The sequence below is a fragment of the Psychroflexus salarius genome, assembly GCF_900129035.1.
Taxonomy (GTDB): domain Bacteria; phylum Bacteroidota; class Bacteroidia; order Flavobacteriales; family Flavobacteriaceae; genus Psychroflexus; species Psychroflexus salarius.
This window is the reverse complement of record NZ_FQTW01000001.1, coordinates 310,634-331,487: the sequence shown is the minus strand read 5'-3', so window position 1 is coordinate 331,487 and position 20,854 is coordinate 310,634. Positions and strand designations below refer to the sequence as shown.

Below are 20,854 nucleotides of genomic sequence, written 5' to 3'. Positions count from 1 at the left end.
CATTAAAATTGTGTCTAATTCTAAGACATGAAAGCAAGTTACAGTAAGTATATTTTAAATTTTAAGCGTCCGAGTGGAACTTCTCGCGGTGTGTTAAAAACTAAAGAGACTTGGTTTATTAAAATTGAAGATGATACAGGTTTTGGCATAGGTGAATGCGGAATTTTACGTGGGTTAAGCATAGATGATGTCCCTGAATTTGAAAATCAATTGAAGTGGGCTTGTGAAAACATAAACTTGGGTTTTAATTATCTTTCCGAACAGTTGAAGTTATTTCCTTCAATTAAATTTGGATTAGAAATGGCTTTTAAGTCATTAAAAAGTCAAAATCCATTTTATTTATTTGATACTGATTTTTATAAGCATCAACAAGGTATTACCATTAATGGTCTAATTTGGATGGGCGATAAATCTTTTATGTTTGAACAAATAAAAGCTAAACTCGACCAAGGCTTTTCTTGCATTAAGCTTAAAATTGGTGCGATAGATTTTCAAGCTGAATTAGAATTATTAGCGTATTTACGATCTAAATTTTCAGCTGAAGTTTTAGAGCTCAGGGTTGATGCTAATGGTGCTTTTAATCCAGATCATGCTTTACAAAAATTAGAAAAATTAAGTCAGTTTAATCTTCATAGCATAGAGCAACCGATTAAACAAAATCAATGGCAAGCCATGCGAGAATTATGTAAAAATACGCCATTACCAATAGCTTTAGATGAAGAGTTGATTGAAGTTGTTGATACAACTCATAGAGCTAAGTTGTTAGATGAATTAAAGCCACAATATATTATTTTAAAGCCTAGTTTAATTGGTGGATTTTCAGATTCATCAGAATGGATTAAATTGGCTGAAGATCGTAAAATAGGCTGGTGGATAACGAGTGCTTTAGAGAGCGACATTGGTTTAAATGCAATTGCACAGTATGCAAGTAAATTTCAGCTTGATAAGCCTCAGGGTTTAGGAACGGGAAGCCTTTATACCAATAACATAACATCACCATTAGAAGTTAAAGGTGAGAAATTATTTTATAATTCTACATTAAAATGGGAGACACCACAAGTTTAAAAACTGCAAATTTTATAGGTCAAGCCCGTCAAGGTAGTTTAGGCTATTGGAAATATTTAGTGCCTTCAATCTTGTTTTTTGGTTTTATGGGTTTAAATATCCTGACTGTGATACTTTTAGATATAGATCAAGCGCAATTAATCAAAGAACAAATTGATCGTGTTGGTGCTAATTGGGCATTTGTAATAACTGTATCTCCTTTAGCTGTTTTTTGTTTGTTATTATTGCTCTATATCAAGCATGTTCATAAACAATCTTTAACTTCATTGACAACTTCAAGATCAAAGATTGATTGGTCAAGAGTTGTATTTAGTTTTGTAGTTATTAGTTTACTTATTATTAGCGCAACATTGTATGATTACTACTCAAACCCTAGTAATTATGTGTTTAATTTTGAACCAGTTCGTTTTTTTATACTGTTTGGTATTGCCATTATTTTAATTCCATTGCAAACTAGTTTTGAAGAATATTTATTTAGAGCTTATTTGTTACAAGGTGTTGGTAGCTACTTTAAAAGTAGATTACTCGCTTTAGTACTAACTTCAGTGTTATTTGGTGTGATGCATATTGCAAATCCAGAGATTAATAAAATAGGCTATGTACTTCTAGTATCGTACATAGGAACTGGTTTTTTCTTAGGCATAATAACATTAATGGATGAAGGTTTGGAATTAGCTTTAGGTTTTCATGCTGCTAATAACTTAATAACGGTTTTATTGGTTACCTCAGACTGGACAGCGTTCCAAACCAATTCAATTTTGCGATATATTGGTGAGCCTAATCAGGTTTTTGATATATTTATTCCTGTTTTAGTAATTTACCCTTTAATTATACTAGTTTTTAGCAAAAAGTATAATTGGTCTAATTGGAAGCAAAAATTAACCGGTAAAGCTTAGTAAATATCTATTTAACCAAAATTTAATACCTTAAAACAATCAATTTGTTAATATTGTATAACACAATTTTATAATGAAAAAAGAGCACTCATTTTTAGAGATACATCCAGATTTTAAGTTGAACGGTACACATTATTCTGCTGATGAATTAAAGTTAGTTGCCTACAGCTTTATTAAAGAAGGCGAATTTTATGAAGAGCAAATCGGTAACTTTCTACTTGATTGGTTAAATGAAGATTACGATACAATAAAAATTAGAACATCAGGATCTACAGGTCAACCTAAAGTTCATTTTGTTGGTAAAGATAAAATGATTGCAAGTGCTCTGGCCACTGGTAAATTTTTTAAAATTAAAGAGAAATCAACGGCATTGTTATGCTTGCCAGCTCAATTTATTGCTGGCCGAATGATGTTAATTCGAGCCATGATGTTGGGTTGGCATCTCGATCTAGTTAACCCAAACTCAGCACCTCTTGAACAGGTCTTTAAGCGTTATGATTTTTGTGCTATGACACCATTTCAACTTGATAATTCATTAAATCGTCTTCACCTCATTAAAAAACTAATTGTTGGAGGCGGCACAGTTTCTGAAAATTTAATTAATTTAATTCAAGGTTTAAGCACAAAAGTTTACGAAGTTTATGGGATGACAGAAACTGTGTCACATGTAGCCGCAAGAAAGCTAAATCCTAAGCGAACTAATGAAGATGAATTTCAGCTCAAACCTTTTAAAGCCTTACCAAAAATCAGTTTTGGTCAAGATGATCGCAACTGTTTAATTATTCGCGCTCCGAAGATTGTCGATAAGCCATTAATTACTAATGATATTGTTGATTTAGAAACTTATAAAAAGTTTTATTGGAAAGGTCGGTTTGATAATGTAATTAATACTGGCGGAATTAAAATTTTTCCTGAGGTTGTTGAGCGAAAACTACAAGCTATTATTACACAACGTTTTTTTTTAGCAGGAATTCCAGATGATGCTTTGGGTGAAAAATTAATTTTATTTGTTGAAGCACCACACTCAGACCAGTTTTTAAGTGATTTAAAAGAAGGTGTAAATCAGCTTAATTCTCTTGATAAATTTGAACGTCCTAAGCATATTTATCTAATTGACAAGTTTGAAGAAACCGATAATGGTAAAGTTCACCGAAAAAGAACTTTAAAAAATTTAATGAAATAATTAATTAATTACCTCAGTTTTAAAATAAAAGCCATAATTATTAAGCTTAAAGTTTTCAGAATTACCAATTTGAAGTTTGGTAAACTCACGAGTTGAAACTTGAGTTCTAAACGTTTTATTGTTTGTAATGACTTCAACTGGTAATGAGAAATTTTTTGCTTTTGCTTCCCATTTCACTAAAACAATCTTGTTTTCCCTTTTTATTAGCAGTTTAGGTAATTCGGCAAATTTTAAATATTGCCTAAAAATAGGCGCAAGGTTCATTTTTGTTTCGTCTTCAAAAAACTTAATAACAGCTGTTGAATTTGTCGTGGTATGTTTAAAATTTTCATGAAATTTTTTGATGGTTTTCCACCACAGTGAATCATTATTAACCGTACTTCTTAAACTGTGAAGCATATTTGCACCTTTGTAGTACATATCACCAGAACCTTCAGCATTAACACCATAATCACCAATAATAGGTTCATCATTTTGAACATTTTGCCTTAGACCTACTAAATAAGTTTCTGCAGCATCTTTTCCATATTCACATTCTACAAATACAGCTTCAGAATAACTTGTAAAACTTTCATGGATCCACATATCTGCAATATCTGAGGCCGTAATGCTATTACCAAACCATTCGTGACCAGATTCGTGAACGATGATAAAATCCCATTTTAAACCAATGCCTGTTCCTGATAAATCGGTACCTCTGTAGCCGTTTTTGTACGCATTTCCGTAGGCAACAGCACTTTGATGTTCCATACCTAAATAGGGACTTTCTACTAATTTGAAGCTATCTTCTTTAAACGGATATTCACCAAATTTTTCATAAAAACAAGCCATCATTGGTTTAACTTGTTCAAATTGTTTTTTAGCTGCTTGAAGATGACCTCTTAAGACATAATAATTAAGGTCAAGATCTCTAAATTTATCAGAAAAGTGTACATAATCTCCAATATTAATGGTGATGTTGTAGTTATTGATTGGATTTTCAACTTTCCATTGATAGGCTTTGAAATTCTGATCGACTTCATATGAAGTTATAAATCTACCATTAGAAACCGCTACTAAGTTTTTAGGGCATTCAATAGTCATTTCAAGTTCTTCAGGTTCGTCACTTAAATGGTCTTTATTTGGTAACCATAGACTTGCACCTATGCCTTGTACAGCTAAACCTACAAAGTGTTTATTGTTTTGATCTTTTTTAAAGACAAATCCGCCATCCCAAGGTGCATTTTTAGCCACTTTTGGAAAGCCCGAAAAATGAAATTGAATGTCTTGTAAGTCGTTATTTGGTTGTAAAACAGTAGGTAATTTAATAAACACAGCATTAAATTCTCGTTTATATTGAAGTTTCTTTTGGTTAAAAACAACCGAATCTAGGTTCATTTCTTCGAATAAATCAATTTGAATTCTTTGCGTTGGTTTTAAAATTCTAAACTGCATTTTATTAACACCAGAAATGTAACGTTTATCTGGATTTACACGAACTTTAATTTTATACTTTTTAACATCATAACTTGTGCGCTCTGGTCTTAAGCTACCGCGAAGAGAATCAGCTTTAGTATAGTCAGTTCGGTTAGCTGTTAAAATTTGGCCTTTACTTGTAAAAGGAAGGAGTAAAAAACAAAAGATAAAGTATATTAGACGCATATTTTAAAGGTATGAAATTATTAGTAAAGTTAACTGTTTTTTGTTTTATTTCAACAGCACTTTTAAGTTGTGGAAGCGATTCTAATTTAATTAGCGGAAAAGTTGTTAATCAGCAAGATGAAGCCTTAAACGATGTTTTAATTCAAGTTGTTGGGACAGATTTGTACGCCAAATCTAAAACCAATGGTCAGTTTTTAATCAATACTAAAAAACGTGGAGACGAATTACTTTTTAAAAAAGAAGGCTATAAAATCAGATTTGTAAAGGTAAAAACTTCAACAGAAAACGACATTATGGTGAAGCTTTTACCTGAATAATTTATAAAAAGCTATAACCAATGGCTAATGAAAAATATTCATTTTTAGCAGATTGGTATCCATTTACATTTATGCTTTCATCATTAAATGGATTGGTTAAGCCAAAATTGTAGCGTGCATCAATCCTGAAATTACCTAAATGTGCCCCTAAACCTGCGAGTAAACTGAAGTCTAATTTTTCAGAATTTTCATAATCATCATAATTGGCTAGATAACCAAATTGTGGTCCGAATTGGAGATTTAAAACTCTTAAAAAGTGTAATTTAGCTAGTATAGGTAATTGCACATAATTAAATTCGATATCTGTTAAACTTGATTCAGCGCCTTGTTCTGAATATAATAATTCAGCTTGTACAGAAAGCATATTGAAACGCGCTGCCACAAATAGTCCAGCGGTAACGCCTGTTTTTGCATCAAAATTTAAGCTTTCAGCATCACTTAAATTCGCAAAGTTAGCACCAGCTTTAATACCAAAATCTAAGTTTTGCGATTTTGCAGATGTACAAGCTAAAAGTCCAATAAAAGCGACTAATAATAATTGTAATGTAATTTTCATAAATATATTTTTTTATAAAATTAAGCATTTAATCAAGAATAATATTCTGATAAACCTCTAATTCTTTAAGTGAGATATTTTTTGCAATAATGTTGCCTTTTTGGTCAATCAAGAAATTTTGAGGTATATGGGTAATACCGAGTTCGGTAGCAATTTTATTTGTAAATCCTTGTTCAGCTATTAAGTTAATCCAAGGCATTTGTTGGCCTAAGACGTGTTTTATCCATTCAGATTTATTGGTGTTAAGTGAAATAGCAACAATTTCAAAGCCGTTGGCTTTATTTTGGCGGTAATTATTAAGCAAACTTTTTTGCTGAATTAAAGCCTTTTCAGCTTGCCAAGTTGACCAAAACTCGACAAATATTAATCTATTATTTAAATTGCTTTTAGAAATTAGCTTATTTTCTAAGTCATTGAGTTCAAAATCAAAAAAAGGATTACCAATCTGATATTTTTTACGCTTTGTATAATAATTTTCAAAACGATCAAAATCACTTTTAGTAAAAGCTTTTCGTACTGTTTGCTCAAATAGCAGTTGAAGTTTCTTAAACTTGATTAAATTATCATAGGCTAATTCACTTAAAATAAAGCCGATAACTTGATGGTTTGGGTGTTTTAGATTAAATTTTTCAAATTGATTTAAAAAACTTTTTTCAGAAATTTTCTTTAGTTTGAATTTTTCGTAGGACTCTAAAATCTTTTTTGCTTCGGTTAATTCAATTAATTGAAGCTTGCTTTCTAAATAGCTCAATTTGCCGATTGTTACTTTGTCAACCAACAAATTGAGACTTTGTGATTTAGGTTCAATATAAAACGTCTGTGAAGAAGTGGAGTCGTTCAATAAAATTTTTGCAGATTTACCAGACTCTAATGTCGCTTCAAATACAGCTTGACTGTTTTTTACGTCTTTCTTTAATAGCTTGTCATCAAACTTGAGCCTTAATGTTTTGGGGTAATCTCCTGATAAGTTAACTGTCAACTTTAATTTAGAAGCTGTATGTTGTTCTTGACAAGCGTTAAATAACAAGAACAGGAAACCTAGTAATATGCAATTCTTCATAAAAAAAAGGGTTAAAGCTAAACTTTAACCCTCAAACTTAGTATTTTATTATGGATTATGACTTAAAATCTTCAATTCTGTCGCTTAAATCATAAACTTCAGCATTTTCTAAATTATTTTTAACAATACTGCTTCCAGCAGCGCTTCGGTAACCGCCTGCACAATGTACAACAATTGGTTTTGATGTATCTATGTTTTGAGTCGTTTCACGAAGTTCATTAAGTGGATGATTCTCAGCTTGATTAAAGAATTTTTGGTCAGTAAATTCATTTTCATTTCTAATATCAATAATTGTATACTGATCTGGATTATTCTTGAAATTACTATAATCTAGTTGTTGAGTGTCTTTTTCAAATTGAGTATTACCTAAGGTTAAAATGGCTTTAATTTGACTTTCATAACCAATTTTAGCAATTCTTGCGCTTAAATCTTCAATAGAATTATAATGATCAACCACTAAATAAAATTCTTCATTAGGCTTAACGATAGCACCTAACCAAGTTTCAATTTTATCGCTTTCTGATCTCGCCATAATATTAATACTATTAGGCAAATGGTTATTGCTAAATGACTCTTGGTCTCTTGTATCAACTACTAAAGCATCAGCATCAAATTCTTCAATATTGAGTTTTACATCAATATTTGCAACAGCTGTCTTGAAGGTTTTAGCGCCAGTTTTATTAATTTCAACATCATGACCAAAATAATGAGGTATAAACGGTTGCCCTTTTAAGATTTCCTCAACAAATTCTTCTTTAGACTTGGCTTGAAATGCCCAATTTCCTGTGCGTTCATTACCTAAGGTACTACTTGCAGCATCACTCATATTTTTACCGCATAAACTTCCAGCACCATGCGCAGGATAAATAAGTACATCATCACTTAAATCGTTAAATTTAGTGGTGATTGTTTCATACATCATTTCAGCAAGTTCTTGACGTTTGGCTTTTAGGTTACCCGCTTTTTCACGCAAATCTGGTCGACCAACATCACCTATAAATAGTGTATCTCCTGAGAACATCGCTTGTTCTTCACCATCAGCAGCAATAATAGTAATGCCATCTGGCGAATGTCCAGGTGTGTGAATTGCTCTAAAATTAATTTGATTCATTGTAAAATGGTCACCTTCATCAAAACTTTTATGTGGGTAATCAGCACCAACTAATTTGCTTGCATAAATTGTTGCTGAGGTTTCTTGATGTATTTGTAAGTGGCTACTTACAAAGTCAGCATGTGGATGCGTTTCAAAAACAGCTACTATTTTAGCATTATGTTCTTCAGCTAAATTATAATAAGGTTCTGGATTTCTAGCAGGATCTACCACGGCCATTTTATCTTCAGAAACTATAGCGTAGGAGTAGTGAGCCAGTGCTTTGTCTTCAAATTGTTTTATTAACATAGGTATTAGGATTTTTATTAAACTTTATTATTAATTACCAATTCATGTAGCCACCTTCAAGGTCAATAACTTCTTTAAAACCCAAGTCGACCATAACTCTAGCAGCTTTTTGACTTCTATTACCGCTACGGCAATAGATGTAAGTTGTTTTTTCTTTGTCGAGTTCTTTAATTTTATCGACAAAATCGGGAGACATGACATCAATGTTTTTGGCATGAGCAATTTTTCCTCCATTAAATTCGTTAGGTGTTCTAACATCAACTAATGGTACATTTTTGTTTGAAATTGCTTCTGAAAAATCTTTTTTGTTGTAGATTTTTATTTCATCCATTTTTTTTCTTTTAAATAATGAAAACATAGTCATAGTTTTATGCAAATATCACTTATTAAAAACAATGCATCCGTAACAATAGTTACGCTTAAAACTATTCTATTATTTCAATATGGTTACGTTTTAATTTTATAATGTTTTGCTTTTCAAGTTGTTTTAATAGTCTTGAAACAACTACACGAGACGTGTGTAAATCATAAGCAATATCCTGATGTGTACTTGAAATTATATTAGTGTTATTATGTATTGCCTTTCTTTTTAAGTAGGAGAGAAGTCGTTCATCCATTTTTTTAAAGGCAATATTATCAACAGTTTCAAGTACTTCATTGAGGCGTTCATGGTAGCTGTTGAAGACAAAATTTCGCCAAGATTTATAATTTACAAGCCACTCATCCATTTTTTCAATAGGAATCATGATTAGTTTAGAGTCGGTTTCGGCTTCAGCTCTAATTTTACTTTTATGGTTTGTAGTGCAACAACTTAAAGTCATGGCACAGGTTTCACCACGTTCTAGGTAATAAAGAAGCAGTTCAAAACCTTCTTCATCTTCGCGTAATACTTTAATAGCGCCTTCAACTAAAAGTGGCATACTTTTTAAGTATTGACCAATTCTAATTAATTCTTCACCTTCTTTAACTTCTTTTAGAATTGCAATTTGACTAATTTCTTTTAATAGCTCAGATTCAAATAGATGAGCATAATTTAATTCTAATTCTTTGAGCATTTTTTTTTGGTATTTTTGCTACGTAAACATACTATTAAATGCAACAAAATTCAACCTGTAAAATCATAAATCATTCTTATTATAAATTATATAAACCAGATGGTTATTTAAGTCAGTTTGTTTACAATCAAGATCAAAGACGCAAAAAAAAATTATTAGGTGAATTAGGTAATTTTGCACCAAACACAATGGCTGTTGGTCGTTTAGATCAAGATTCAGAAGGGCTTTTGTTACTTACTACAGATGGTAAAGCAAGTTACCGGATTACAAGTTTAGGCATTGAAAAAGAATATTGGGTACAAGTTGATGGAATTATAACCACTGAAGCTTTAGCTGAATTAAGCTTTGGGGTTGAGATTAGTATCTTTGGAAAAGCTTACCAAACAAAACCATGTAAAGTTGAAGTGATTTCAGAACCAAAATTACCTGATCGAAATAAATCTATTCGGGATGAACGTCACGGACCAACTTCATGGATTAGCATTTGTATTACTGAAGGTAAATACCGTCAAGTCAGAAAGATGACAGCTAAAGTCGGTTTTCCTACACTTAGGCTTGTACGTTATAGAATTGGTAAAATAACTATTGATGATTTAGAAAAAGCTGAAGTTAAAAAGATTAAAGCCTTTTAAGATGTCTTTCTTAAACCGTACGTTCCATTATAATCGATAACTTCACCTGCTTCGTCTAAAACCTTCAACTCTTTTTTAGTAACAAGAAAATTGTAGCTTAAATTATCATACTCTAAATGAATTACTGATTCATTTTTCCATTCAAGTTCGCCTTCATGACTAAAGTTAGAATTATCTTTTCCTTTATAGTAGCCTTTTAGTACATAGTTGCTTTTTTGTAAAACTATTTTGAGACGAATACCTTCACAATCATTACAAGGTAAAATTCCTTCATAAGTACCTTGCCAGTCAATTTCTTCTTTGGCATTTTTTACCTCTGTCAGTTTTTTTTCATTATTCTGGCTTTTTTTTACCGGTTTTGAATCAGTTTGACAAGCGGTTATTGTCAAAGCCATTAATAGGCTTAATAAAATAAATTGTTTCATATTATTTAAGTATTTGATAAATCATTAAAAAGTGAAATAAACTACCCAGCATTACAAATAAATGCCAATATACATGGTGGTAATTAAGTTGATATCTCGTATAAAAAATAATTCCTACGCTATAAGCTATTCCTCCAGCAGCTAAATATACTAAAGCTTCTGTTGAAAAAGTTAATAACACATATTGAATATCAATAAGTATTAACCAACCCATGACCAAATAGAGTAAAAGGGATAATTTTTCAAACTTTCCCGTAAAAAATAGTTTTAAGATGCTGCCAATTAATGTAATTACCCAAACTAATATTAATAGTAAATCACCTTGGCTTTCTTTTAAAACAGTTAAGCAAATAGGTGTATAAGTTCCTGCTATTAAAACGTAAATACTAATATGGTCAAGAATACGAAAGCTTTTTTTTAATTTATTTGAGCGTACAAAGTGATAGGTGCTAGAAGCTAGGTATAAAAAAATCAAGCTAAAGCCATAAATGAAAGCGCCAAGTTTGGCATAATCATATTGTTCAGGAAGGTTTTGAATTAAAAAAAACAACCCAATACAACTTGCAATCGCCGCTACTGCATGGGTTAGTGCGTTTAATCGTTCTTCTTTATGATTTTGTAAGCGTTCCAATCATTTTTTGAACAAAATTACAATTTTTTATCATTGCAGCATTTGAATAATTGATAAGTAAATAGGCATACCAATACTAATATTAAAAGGAAATGTTATCGCTAAAGCCATTGGTAAATATAAACCAGGGTTTGCTTTTGGTACAGCCAATCTCATGGCAGCAGGAACAGCAATATACGAAGCACTTGCCGCTAAAATTGAAAACAAGAGTCTATTACCAACACTATCAGTTACAAAACCACTTAAATAGGCTACAATAGAGCCAGTAATTAAAGGACATAAAATGGCATAACCAAAGCTAAACCATCCATTTTTCTTAAAACCTTTTAAATGCTTGCCACTATTTATTCCCATATCTAATAAAAAGACAGCTAAAAAGCCTTTAAAAATGTCTGTTGTAAATGGTTTAATTCCTTCAGCTTGTGCATCACTTGCAAAAAAGCCAATCATCAAACTACCAATAATTAAGACAACACTACCATTAGTAATAGCGTGTTTCAAAACTGAACTAAAAGGAATTTCAGTTTTAGATGATTTGTGAAAAAGAGCAATTAATAAAACACCCATAATAATTGAAGGCGCTTCCATAGAAGCCATAACAGCCACCATATAACCATCAAAATCTATATCTTGTAATTCTAAAAACGAAACAGCAGTTACAAAGGTTACAGCACTAACTGAGCCATAAGCTGCAGCAACTGCACCGGCATTAAAGATGCCTACCTTAGGTTTCATAATAAAAAAAGTGTAAATGGGAACTATCATTGCCATGCCAATTCCAAAAAGGAGTATCCATAAAACCTCTAGACCTAAGTGGCTGTGCGCTAATTCTTGGCCACCCTTAAAGCCAATCGAAAACATTAAATAAAGTGAAATAAACTTAGATGAATTCTCAGGAATACTTAAATCACTTTTAATTTGTGAAGCTACAATACCTAAGAAAAAAAATAGAAGCGCTGGATTGGTTAAGTTTTCTAATAGTAAATCTATATTCATGATTTTAATTTAGAGCTTGATAATTGTTGTGATTGATGAATAATTAGATTAATCTCAACGAGGTCCTGAAGCTTAGTTTGATAGTTATCTCGTGTAGTTGCCACATTTCTTAAAAACTGAAAATTAGAATTGGCAAAAACATTAATCTTGTTAGGTTGCTGTTCATTGGTTAAGTTTTTAATTCCAGTTATAGTATTATCATAAAAATGAAATGCAAAACCTATAGTTGTCATAAAGATGATTTTTTTATTATAATTATTTCTTGTTTTTTGTTTCATATGACAAGCTAGGAAAAATCAAAAATAAAGATTTATTATTATTAATAGAGTTTTTGAGTATTGCTTTTAAATAAGTCATAATTATATTTCAACAAAGTTGGGAAAAAGTATTTATTAAAGTATATTTATGGTTTATATAATTAGCATAATAAATAATTATGAATTACACCTTGCATCAGCTTCAGGTTTTTTTAAAAGTAGCCGAATTGAAGAGTATCACTAAAGCTTCTGAAGCTTTACATTTATCCCAGCCAGCGGTTTCAATACAACTTAAAAATTTACAAGAACAGTTTGAAATTCCTTTAATAGAAGTTATTGGGAGGCAAGTTTACGTCACAGAATTTGGACGCGAAATTGCCGAAGCTAGCCAAAAAATTGTAGAGCAAGTTCATGCTATTAACTTTAAAACGATGTCTTATCGTGACCAATTGGTTGGTCATTTAAATATTTCAATAGTTTCAACCGGTAAGTATGTGATGCCTTATTTTTTATCTGGATTTGTTAACAAGCATGAAGGTGTTGAGTTAAATATGGATGTTACAAACAAGCTTAAAGTTTTAGATAGTCTAGAACAAAATCATGTCGATTTTGCATTGGTATCTACTATACCAAGCACTTTTAATGTCAATAAAATTGAATTGATGCCCAATAGCTTATTTTGGATAGGAAATTGTGATAAAGTTTTTAAAAACAAGACCAATAACTTAACAGCTTTAAAAAAGCTTCCGTTTATTTTTAGAGAACATGGTTCAGCAACGCGTCATGCTATGGAGGCTTACATGAAATCTAATGACATTAAGAATACAAAACGACTTGAATTAACTTCTAATGAAGCTGTAAAACAAGCGGTTATAGCTGGTTTAGGGTTTTCAATGATGCCAATTATTGGAATTAGGAAAGAGTTGTCTGATCAAGATTTACAAATTATACCTATGAAAGGTACACCAATTACAACAACTTGGAATCTTGTTTGGTTAAAGAGTAAACGTTTATCACCAGTTGCTGAGGCATTTGTAAAATATATTTCAAATTCTAAAACAGAATTAATTAATCAGCATTTTTCATGGTATCAGGATTTTTTAGCTGACAAAAATTAAAATTATTTTTGACCAATAAATCGGGTTACAAATGCTTTGCCTTTGTGATAGTTACCTTCATTTAACTCGGTTTCTACTTCTTCTGTCAATAGGACGTTTAAATCGGAGAAGTCATTTTTTAGGAGCTCAGCTGTGTAAAGCATCTCTAATGATTTAGGCCCACCTGAAGGATAATTATTTTCAAGTTGCTTGGGGTGAAAGCCTTCAATAATAACACGACCATTAGGTTTAAGTGCTTTAACTATTTTTTGGTGAATTTCAGGACGTATAGCTGGATTTAGATGCGCAAAGATTAATACTATATAATCATATATTTCAATTCCAAAATCATAATCTTCAGATTTAGAAATAGAATAATTAAGAACAACACTTTTTTTATCAGCTAATTCTAAGGCTTTTTTTTTCCCAGCTTCAGAAAAATCGAATGCATCAACTTTAAAACCTAATGTAGCTGCATAACAAGCGTTTCGTCCTTCGCCTTCAAGCGGAAATAAAATTTTACCTTCAGGGAGCTTGGTTAATTGTGATTTTAAAAATGCATTAGGACTTTCACCATAAACATATTCATTTTGCTTAAAACGCTCATCCCAAAATTCTTTCATAATCTTTTTAATTCAAATTAAAGTTAAAAACACTTATTAACATGTAACTGAAGTTACATTAAAAGGCATTAATAGCTTCTTCAATAGGAGTATCTCCTTTAATAATTTCAAAAGTTTTTTTTGGAGCGTGCTTTTGGTTTAAGCAATAAACTAAAGCAAAAGCAACATCCTCACGAGAAATTTCACCAAATTTCCCTAAACGCTCACTTGCTTGTATTTTATGGCTTGCATTATTATCGGTTAAACTTCCTGGCCGAACAATACTGAAATCAAGTTGAGATGATTGTAAATGCTCATCAGCCGCTTTTTTAGCTTCTAAATAGGTTTGTAAAGATTTCATTTGAGACGGGTTTTCGGTCCCCATTGAACTTAACATTACAAACTTATCAATTTGTGCAGCTTCAGCGTAATCAATGGCTTTAATGGCGCCGTTTTTATCAACGGCTTCAGTTTTATCGTCTCCAGTATTTCCACCAGACCCAGCGGCAAAAATTACTTTATCAGTATGCTTAAATGCATGACTAAAATCTTCTTCTAAGTCACCAATAACTGTTTTTATATTATTATTTTTAAAATAATTAGCTTGACTTTCGTGTCTAAGCATTGCATAAGGTTTGTAATGATCAGCTTGCTCTAGAATTTTACAAATCAGTCGACCTGTTTTTCCGTTAGCTCCAATCACGAGAACATCATCCATAATATTACTTTTTTGGCAATCTAATTAAATTATATTGAAACTTATTTAATACTAAATTAAAAAGTCTTAAGGCTTGTTAAAACTAGTTTTCAGGTTTACGATTAGGTAAGGTGTGTGTTTTTAAAATACGCTGACTTTCTTTTTTAGAGTATTGTTTCTGGCGTAAACCATATAAAGTGTTTAATGCATGCTGTCTTGTTTTACTAATGTCAACTATTGGCAAAGGATAATCTTTACCTAATGTAAAATTAGCAAAGCTTTGATCAAGCGGCGTCATTTCCCAGGGTTGATGAGCAAAATTTGCGGGCAAGTTTTGTAATTCAGGCAACCATTGTTTTATAAATCTAGCATCAGGATCGTGTTTTTGGGCATTCAAGACAGGATTATATACACGTATGGTATTAATGCCTGTTACTCCAGCTTGCATATTAAATTGTGGGTAGTGAATACCAGGTTCAAAATCTAAGAACTGCTGGGCTAAAAATGCGCTACCATGCCAAAACCCTTGAAATAAGTGGTGACAAAAAAAAGAAGCTAAAATAGCTCTCATTCTAAAATTAATGTAGCCAGTTTCTTTTACACATCGCATACTTGCATCAACTAATGGATAACCTGTTTCAGCAGTTTTCCATGCTTTGATATAGTTTTGATTAACTTTAAATACATCGACGTAAGCCTTATTAATAGGTTCAAACTCCATCCGACATTCCTGCTCAAACTTTTGGATAAAGTGGCTTTGCCAACTTAGTCGCGATGCTACCGCATTAAGTTGACGTTTAATCGACTTTCCTTTTAGATGAGGTTTCTCTAATCTATTACTTGCAAGCCTTTGAGCAATTTCTCTAACACTAACATTTCCCCAGGCAATATAAGGTGATAAGCGGCTGCAGGATGTTCTTGCCAAGTCTGGTTTACTGATATGAGAACTGTAGTTTAAAATACGTTCATTAAAAAAAGAATCTGCGTATTTCTTAGCAAAACTTCGACCGCCAGGTTGAAAATATTTTGAAGTTTTTACTTCTAGATTCACTTCTTTTAAGCCTAATTTTCCAATAGCCGTGTTAGATAAAAATTGTCGTGAATGAGCCTTGAATTTTAGAGGTGTTTGATTCATATAATCTTCCCAATCTTTACGCCAATTTATTCGATTTTTCCGACCTCGAATTACACCGTTATTTTGAAATTCTAACCACTTAATTTTTTTACTTCTTAAATATTCAAGAATTTTTTTATCTCTTTTATACGTACAGTTTAAGCCGGTTTCTTTGTGAGAATAAACAGTAGAGATTTGGTAGTGTTGCCTAATTTTCTCGAATAATTCAACCATATTACCTTGCACAACTAACACATGTGTTTGGTAATTATTGAGTAAAGAATTGAGTTCATTTAAAGATTGCTTTATAAAGTTGAAGTGACGTTCACTGTAGTGCTCATTATTTAAAAGAAAGTCTTCAAAACAATAGATGCATAAAGTAGGTTTGTTTGTTGAAATTGCTTCATTTAAAGCTTCATTGTCTTGCAATCGCAAATCTCGTTTAAACCAGTGAATATTTATGTAAGTCTGAGTCTTCATTTATTGCATCGGAACTTCAATGGCCAAAATTTTTGTGTTGGATTGGACTTTAATTTGTGCACTTTCAAAAGCCCAAATACCAATAGCGTCACGTTTGCCAAGTTGTTGTGTTGCTATTTCAGCTTCGCCTTCGAGTATAAAAAAATAAACACCATTAGCTTCAACATGGCAGGAATAATCAATTGAGGTAGCTGTTGTAAATTCACCTAAATTGATCCAAGCTTGCTGATGTATCCAAACGCCTGAATCATTAGGATGTGGTGATAAAATCTGTTGCCATTCATTTTTTATTTTTTTTGAAATTGACTGTTGGTCGTATCGTGGTTTTAACTTTTTTTGCTTGGGAAAAATCCACAGTTGTAAAAAGTTTACAGCTTCAGTTTTACTATTATTAAACTCGCTGTGTTCTATGCCAGTACCAGCACTCATCACTTGAATTTCACCTTCTTTAATTATAGTTTCGTTGTCCATATCATCTCTGTGGCGCAAACTTCCGCTTAGCGGAATAGAAATGATTTCCATGTCTTGATGTGGATGTTTACCGAAACCCATACTTGGTGCAACTAGGTCATCATTTAAAACGCGTAACAAGCCGAAGTTAGTCAATTGCGGATTAAAATATTGACCAAAGCTGAAACTGTGTTTAGAATCTAGCCAACCTAAGTTTGTTTTTCCACGATTATGGGCATTATGGTATGTAAATTCCATTTTTAAAAGTAAATTTATTTGTTCTGTTTTTAATAATTTATAAAATCAACTTAAAGTTTGTAACGCTAAATATTTTACAACGTATTTAGGTTGAAGCAATTTTAATTTAACCGCCGGCGTGTTTAAAGACAAGTTAATTAAAGACTGCATAAAGCAAAAGCCTAAAGCCCAATTTAAGCTTTATAATTTGTATTGTGATGCTATGTTAAGTGTTGCAATGCGGTATATCAAGCAAAAAGACATCGCTGAAGATGCAACGCAAGAAGCTTTTATTAAAGCCTTTAAGCACTTAGCGTCTTTTACAGGTGAAGTAAGTTTTGGTGCTTGGTTAAAACGAATTGTAATTAATCAATGTATTGATTATTGCAGAAAATTGAAGTTTACGGATGAACTTAGTGACTCTAATTTAAAGGTCATAGATGAAGGATTTGAAGATGATTGGAAGGTTGAAAATCATATTACAGTAAATCAAGTTAAAGATGCCTTAGAAGCTTTACCTGAAAAATATGCCATCATTTTAAAGTTATACTTAATTGAAGGCTATGATCATGAAGAAATTAGCGGGATATTAAATATAAAAGAAAATAATTCACGCATACAATTATATCGTGGGAAGAAATATTTACAAAAACAATTAAAACAGTTGAATAATGAAAGATTTGCGTAAGGACTTCAACTATAATGAGTCAAAAAAGATGAGCAATGGCCATGAGAAAAAGTTTAAACAGCGTTTAAAAGCTGAATTTGAGCATAAAACCTTAATGAATAAATCGATAATTTACAAAATGGCTGCAGTTGCTGTTATTGCTGTTTTAAGCACTGTTTTAGTACTTCATCAATTTAGCTTTTCTGAAACAGCATCTTCAATTCAAAAAACAGAGTCAAAAACTCAAATACGCTTAGGTGATGTGTCTCCAGAGCTTCAAACAATTGAAGATTACTATACAACTTCAATTAAGCTAGAACTTGCAACTATAGATACTTCACCAGAATATGAAGACTTAGTTAGTAGCTACATTGAAGAACTTGCAGTTATTAATAGAGCTTATAATGAATTAGAAAATGACTTAAACGAATTTGGCGTTACAGAAGAAGTTATTAATGCGATGATTGATAATCTTCAACTTAGATTAGAATTGCTTCAAGATTTAAAAAGAAAGTTGAATAATTTAAACCAAAAAAAAAATGAAAACAATACAAATTATCAAATTTAGTTTATGTTTCTTGATAGGCTTTACAGCCATAGCTCAAAAAACTAAACATTTTAAAGAGAGTTTTAAGGTTACTGATAATGCTGAAGTGTTTCTTAACATTAATAATGCTGAAATTACAATTGAAACTTGGAATAAAAATCGAGTAGATGTTGAAGCTGAAGTCACGGTTAATTCTGAAAGTGATGAAATAAACCAGAAAATTTTAGAAAATTTTAATTTTGAAGCTTTAGGGAATTCAAAAAAAGTAGAAATTAAGTCTGGTAATATCAGCTCTAAATTTGGCCGAAGATTAGCAAGGCTAAACCCAGATAAAATTGAAATTTTAACCGAAGATATTAAAGGTCCACCATCACCACCTAAGCCGCCATTACCACCATTACCGCCATCTTTAGAAGAGATAAATTTAGATTTTGATATAAATCAATTTAATTCAGAAGGAAAAGCCTATTTAAAAAAATTTCAAGATAGTATCAAGGCTTTTTTCAATAACTCTGATTATAAAAAGGAAATGAAAGCATGGCAAGAAGGATTTGCTAAAGGCTGGAACGAAAGTGGAATGGAAGATTCTATTAGGGTTATTACTTATAAAATAAAAGAAGATTTAAAAAAAGAAGATTTAAAAAAAGAAGAATTAAAAAGGCAAGTTAGAAGAAGAGCTATTCGTCTTAGAAAAAGTCATAAGATTAAAACTAAAATCTTAATTAAAATTCCGAAAAATACGCAGCTAAATGTAAATCTTAAGCGAAGTCAACTTAAGGTAGCAAACATAAATAACATTAATGCAAGATTGAACTACTCAAGCTTGCAATCATCTAATTTAACAGGACACAATAACGTCATTACAGCAAAACATTCTAAAGTGAATATCGATGAGGTAGAATCTTTAAATTTAAGTTTGTTATACTCAAAAAAAAATCGGCTTGGCGAGGTTAAGCGATTAATACTAAACTCAAAAACTTCAAATGTTTCAATTGATAAAATATTAAATGAAGCTATTATTGAAGGTTCTTTTGGTAATTTGATGGTTAAATCTATTAGTGAAGATTTTAGTTTGATTGATATTAGCCTAAAAAACTCTGAAGCAAACCTGAAATTACCAGAGGTTGATTATAACTTTTATGTGAACTCAAAATCATCTCAGTTTAATTTAAAAACAGAACTTGATTTCAAAACAAGTAAAGTATTTGACGCTGTTACATACCAAAATCCTGAACGTTTATCGACTACAAAAGCCTTAAATATAAAAGCTAATTACAGTACACTAAACTTGAACTAAGGCTATTCATCTTTTCTAGTTTTAATAATCAAGCTAATTATTAGCGAAGTTATTATTCCCATAACTGGTGCACTTATTAAACTTAAAACGAGATAGTTTTTATAGTTAAAATAGGCGAGTGCTTCATTTTTAACCATTAACTTATTCTTTACTGAGTATTCTACCGCATTTGTAAAATATTCAGGTGAAATAAACTTAGTTGAAATATAAAGACTAAGTGGTGTAATTAAAGTGACCATTATACTGATAATTAAGCCGCTTTTAAATCCTTGTTTGAAGCTGATTTGGCCTTTGTAAAAACGATCACGCTTTTCTTTAATTGCAAAATAATAGATCAAAATAGCAGGTATTGCTATTAAATTAGTGTAAATGGCGTGTTGATCTATGTTTTCGTCATGCAAACCAGTTAGTCTTTCAAGCAGCATCCAAACTAAGCTCATAAAAATAAAAATGAATGCCCACTTAAATTCAATTGAATATTTTTTCATTTGAAGATATAATTAAGTCAATAATTGATTATTTCGATTAAACTTAGTAAATATAGGATACTTAAATTATTTCCCACTAAACTAGGTTTAATTAAATAACTGATTTAAGTAGTAAATACAAATAATTATTGACTAAATTAGCTTCAATTAAGGTTTGATTGTCTTTAAATTCAGCTTACTGTTTAGCCGATTTTTCTAATTCTTCTTTGTGATAATCTACTGGACTTCCAAAGTTAATTTGCCAAACATCTTTTAATGATTTTGCTTTGAACATGTCTTTAAAATAAGCTTGCCATTCATGAAAAACCAATTTAATAGGATTGTATGTCTTTATAGGTTTAGTGATACCATAAACCGGTTTTTCTTCCATTTCTTGAAATGTACCAAACATTCTATCCCAGATGATTAAAGTAGAGCCATAATTCTTATCAAGGTATTTTTCATTTTTAGAATGATGCACACGATGGTGTGAAGGCGTTGTGAAGATATATTCTATTGGTTTTGGCAATTTACCAATATATTCAGTATGAATCCAAAATTGATATAAAACTTCAATTTGGTGAACAACCAAAAACACAAAAGGATGAAAACCCATTAATATAACAGGTAAGAAGAAAATAATCTTTAAATTTTGAGTCCAAGATAACCGAAATGAAGTTGATAAGTTGTAATATTCTGAATTATGATGTACAACATGAGTCGACCACCAAAAGCGTTGTTCATGTGCTAAACGGTGTGACCAATATCTGAAAAAATCAAGAGCGAAAAAGCATAATACATAAGACCACCAAGTGTGTGGGATTTTTAAAGGTGTCCAATTATAAAAGAATAAGAAAAAAGCAAAAACACCTAACTTTAATACACCGTTTAAAAGAAGATTGCCAATCCCAATAGATAATGACGCAAAAAAATCTTTTGTATGGTAAAGGTGTTTGTTTTGTTTATAACTAAAGTAAGCTTCTAAAGCAACCAGTATAAACATAACCGGCGCTGCAAACCAAATAATAGTCGTAAAATCGTAGTTTGAAATTTCTTCTAAGCTAAGCGTTTCTTTTTGCATTAATG

25 protein-coding genes are annotated in these 20,854 nt (G+C 31.2%); 9 read left to right on the top strand and 16 right to left on the bottom strand.

What is annotated here, in order from left to right:
• The first annotated feature begins 27 nt into the window (after positions 1–27).
• From BUB82_RS01530 to BUB82_RS01520, 3 genes are all read left to right on the top strand, one after another.
• Positions 28–1,065, top strand: a complete 1,038-nt coding sequence (locus tag BUB82_RS01530; protein ID WP_073191050.1) for an o-succinylbenzoate synthase — start codon at positions 28–30, stop codon at positions 1,063–1,065.
• Entirely contained in the window at positions 1,044–1,961 is a 918-nt protein-coding gene (locus BUB82_RS01525; RefSeq protein WP_083574440.1) for a CPBP family intramembrane glutamic endopeptidase, read from the top strand. The genes BUB82_RS01530 and BUB82_RS01525 overlap by 22 nt, the downstream gene beginning before the upstream one ends.
• A gap of 73 nt (positions 1,962–2,034) precedes the next feature.
• Entirely contained in the window at positions 2,035–3,144 is a 1,110-nt protein-coding gene (locus BUB82_RS01520; protein WP_073191047.1) for an AMP-binding protein, read from the top strand.
• On the opposite strand, the gene BUB82_RS01515 is transcribed toward BUB82_RS01520, so the two are convergent.
• Complete coding sequence (locus tag BUB82_RS01515; protein ID WP_073191044.1) at positions 3,145–4,785, bottom strand: M1 family metallopeptidase; 1,641 nt, start codon at positions 4,783–4,785, stop codon at positions 3,145–3,147.
• An 11-nt stretch (positions 4,786–4,796) separates the two neighbouring features.
• Here BUB82_RS01515 and BUB82_RS01510 point away from each other — a divergent pair, with 11 nt between their 5' ends.
• Positions 4,797–5,102, top strand: coding sequence for a carboxypeptidase-like regulatory domain-containing protein (locus BUB82_RS01510; RefSeq protein WP_073191041.1), 306 nt, complete (start codon positions 4,797–4,799; stop codon positions 5,100–5,102).
• A gap of 1 nt (position 5,103) precedes the next feature.
• Here the strand turns inward: BUB82_RS01510 and BUB82_RS01505 are convergent, their stop codons facing one another.
• The 5 genes from BUB82_RS01505 to BUB82_RS01485 form a co-directional block, all read right to left on the bottom strand.
• The gene (locus BUB82_RS01505) at positions 5,104–5,658 is read right to left on the bottom strand and encodes a porin family protein (protein WP_073191039.1); all 555 of its coding nucleotides are present in this window, start codon (positions 5,656–5,658) and stop codon (positions 5,104–5,106) included.
• A gap of 28 nt (positions 5,659–5,686) precedes the next feature.
• Entirely contained in the window at positions 5,687–6,718 is a 1,032-nt protein-coding gene (locus BUB82_RS01500) for a TlpA family protein disulfide reductase (RefSeq protein ID WP_083574439.1), read from the bottom strand.
• Between the two features lie 55 nt (positions 6,719–6,773).
• Positions 6,774–8,117 (bottom strand): MBL fold metallo-hydrolase, encoded by a 1,344-nt coding sequence (locus tag BUB82_RS01495; protein ID WP_073191035.1) that lies wholly within the window; start codon positions 8,115–8,117, stop codon positions 6,774–6,776.
• 34 nt (positions 8,118–8,151) lie between these two features.
• On the bottom strand, positions 8,152–8,448 hold the full coding sequence (locus BUB82_RS01490) for a rhodanese-like domain-containing protein (protein WP_234949744.1): 297 nt from the start codon (positions 8,446–8,448) through the stop codon (positions 8,152–8,154).
• 94 nt (positions 8,449–8,542) lie between these two features.
• The gene (locus BUB82_RS01485) at positions 8,543–9,172 is read right to left on the bottom strand and encodes a Crp/Fnr family transcriptional regulator (RefSeq protein ID WP_073191031.1); all 630 of its coding nucleotides are present in this window, start codon (positions 9,170–9,172) and stop codon (positions 8,543–8,545) included.
• A 38-nt stretch (positions 9,173–9,210) separates the two neighbouring features.
• Here BUB82_RS01485 and BUB82_RS01480 point away from each other — a divergent pair, with 38 nt between their 5' ends.
• Complete coding sequence (locus tag BUB82_RS01480; RefSeq protein ID WP_073191029.1) at positions 9,211–9,804, top strand: pseudouridine synthase; 594 nt, start codon at positions 9,211–9,213, stop codon at positions 9,802–9,804.
• On the opposite strand, the gene BUB82_RS01475 is transcribed toward BUB82_RS01480, so the two are convergent.
• The 4 genes from BUB82_RS01475 to BUB82_RS01460 are packed head-to-tail and all read right to left on the bottom strand — an operon-like array spanning position 9,801 to position 12,089.
• Entirely contained in the window at positions 9,801–10,229 is a 429-nt protein-coding gene (locus tag BUB82_RS01475) for a copper resistance protein NlpE (protein ID WP_073191027.1), read from the bottom strand. The genes BUB82_RS01480 and BUB82_RS01475 overlap by 4 nt on opposite strands.
• 1 nt (position 10,230) lies before the next feature.
• The gene (gene trhA / locus BUB82_RS01470) at positions 10,231–10,860 is read right to left on the bottom strand and encodes a PAQR family membrane homeostasis protein TrhA (protein ID WP_073191024.1); all 630 of its coding nucleotides are present in this window, start codon (positions 10,858–10,860) and stop codon (positions 10,231–10,233) included.
• 30 nt (positions 10,861–10,890) lie between these two features.
• A complete protein-coding gene (locus BUB82_RS01465) occupies positions 10,891–11,856 on the bottom strand; it encodes a sodium-dependent bicarbonate transport family permease (RefSeq protein WP_073191020.1) in 966 nt (321 codons plus the stop codon).
• A complete protein-coding gene (locus BUB82_RS01460; RefSeq protein WP_143185624.1) occupies positions 11,853–12,089 on the bottom strand; it encodes a hypothetical protein in 237 nt (78 codons plus the stop codon). Before BUB82_RS01460 ends, BUB82_RS01465 begins: the two co-directional genes overlap by 4 nt.
• A 203-nt stretch (positions 12,090–12,292) precedes the next feature.
• On the opposite strand from BUB82_RS01460, the gene BUB82_RS01455 reads away from it, so the two are divergent.
• Positions 12,293–13,231 (top strand): LysR family transcriptional regulator, encoded by a 939-nt coding sequence (locus tag BUB82_RS01455; RefSeq protein ID WP_073191013.1) that lies wholly within the window; start codon positions 12,293–12,295, stop codon positions 13,229–13,231.
• Between the two features lie 2 nt (positions 13,232–13,233).
• Here the strand turns inward: BUB82_RS01455 and BUB82_RS01450 are convergent, their stop codons facing one another.
• The 4 genes from BUB82_RS01450 to BUB82_RS01435 form a co-directional block, all read right to left on the bottom strand.
• On the bottom strand, positions 13,234–13,833 hold the full coding sequence (locus BUB82_RS01450; protein WP_073191010.1) for a class I SAM-dependent methyltransferase: 600 nt from the start codon (positions 13,831–13,833) through the stop codon (positions 13,234–13,236).
• Positions 13,834–13,891: 58 nt separating this feature from the next.
• On the bottom strand, positions 13,892–14,530 hold the full coding sequence (locus BUB82_RS01445) for an SDR family oxidoreductase (protein ID WP_073191007.1): 639 nt from the start codon (positions 14,528–14,530) through the stop codon (positions 13,892–13,894).
• Positions 14,531–14,612: 82 nt separating this feature from the next.
• Positions 14,613–16,103, bottom strand: a complete 1,491-nt coding sequence (locus BUB82_RS01440; protein ID WP_073191004.1) for a cryptochrome/deoxyribodipyrimidine photo-lyase family protein — start codon at positions 16,101–16,103, stop codon at positions 14,613–14,615.
• Positions 16,104–16,811, bottom strand: a complete 708-nt coding sequence (locus BUB82_RS01435) for a pirin family protein (RefSeq protein ID WP_073191001.1) — start codon at positions 16,809–16,811, stop codon at positions 16,104–16,106.
• A gap of 118 nt (positions 16,812–16,929) precedes the next feature.
• Here BUB82_RS01435 and BUB82_RS01430 point away from each other — a divergent pair, with 118 nt between their 5' ends.
• From BUB82_RS01430 to BUB82_RS01420, 3 genes are read left to right on the top strand one after another with little or no spacing between them, the layout of a single operon-like run.
• Positions 16,930–17,478 carry an RNA polymerase sigma factor gene (locus BUB82_RS01430; RefSeq protein ID WP_073190998.1) on the top strand — a complete coding sequence of 183 codons (549 nt, stop codon included), beginning with the start codon at positions 16,930–16,932 and terminating at the stop codon, positions 17,476–17,478.
• Positions 17,462–18,025, top strand: a complete 564-nt coding sequence (locus BUB82_RS01425; RefSeq protein ID WP_073190995.1) for a hypothetical protein — start codon at positions 17,462–17,464, stop codon at positions 18,023–18,025. The genes BUB82_RS01430 and BUB82_RS01425 overlap by 17 nt, the downstream gene beginning before the upstream one ends.
• Positions 17,997–19,301, top strand: a complete 1,305-nt coding sequence (locus tag BUB82_RS01420; protein WP_073190993.1) for a hypothetical protein — start codon at positions 17,997–17,999, stop codon at positions 19,299–19,301. Before BUB82_RS01425 ends, BUB82_RS01420 begins: the two co-directional genes overlap by 29 nt.
• Positions 19,302–19,303: 2 nt before the next feature.
• On the opposite strand, the gene BUB82_RS01415 is transcribed toward BUB82_RS01420, so the two are convergent.
• Complete coding sequence (locus BUB82_RS01415) at positions 19,304–19,789, bottom strand: DUF4199 domain-containing protein (RefSeq protein ID WP_073190990.1); 486 nt, start codon at positions 19,787–19,789, stop codon at positions 19,304–19,306.
• Positions 19,790–19,964: 175 nt separating this feature from the next.
• Entirely contained in the window at positions 19,965–20,849 is an 885-nt protein-coding gene (locus BUB82_RS01410) for a sterol desaturase family protein (protein WP_073190987.1), read from the bottom strand.
• Positions 20,850–20,854: the final 5 nt, after the last annotated feature.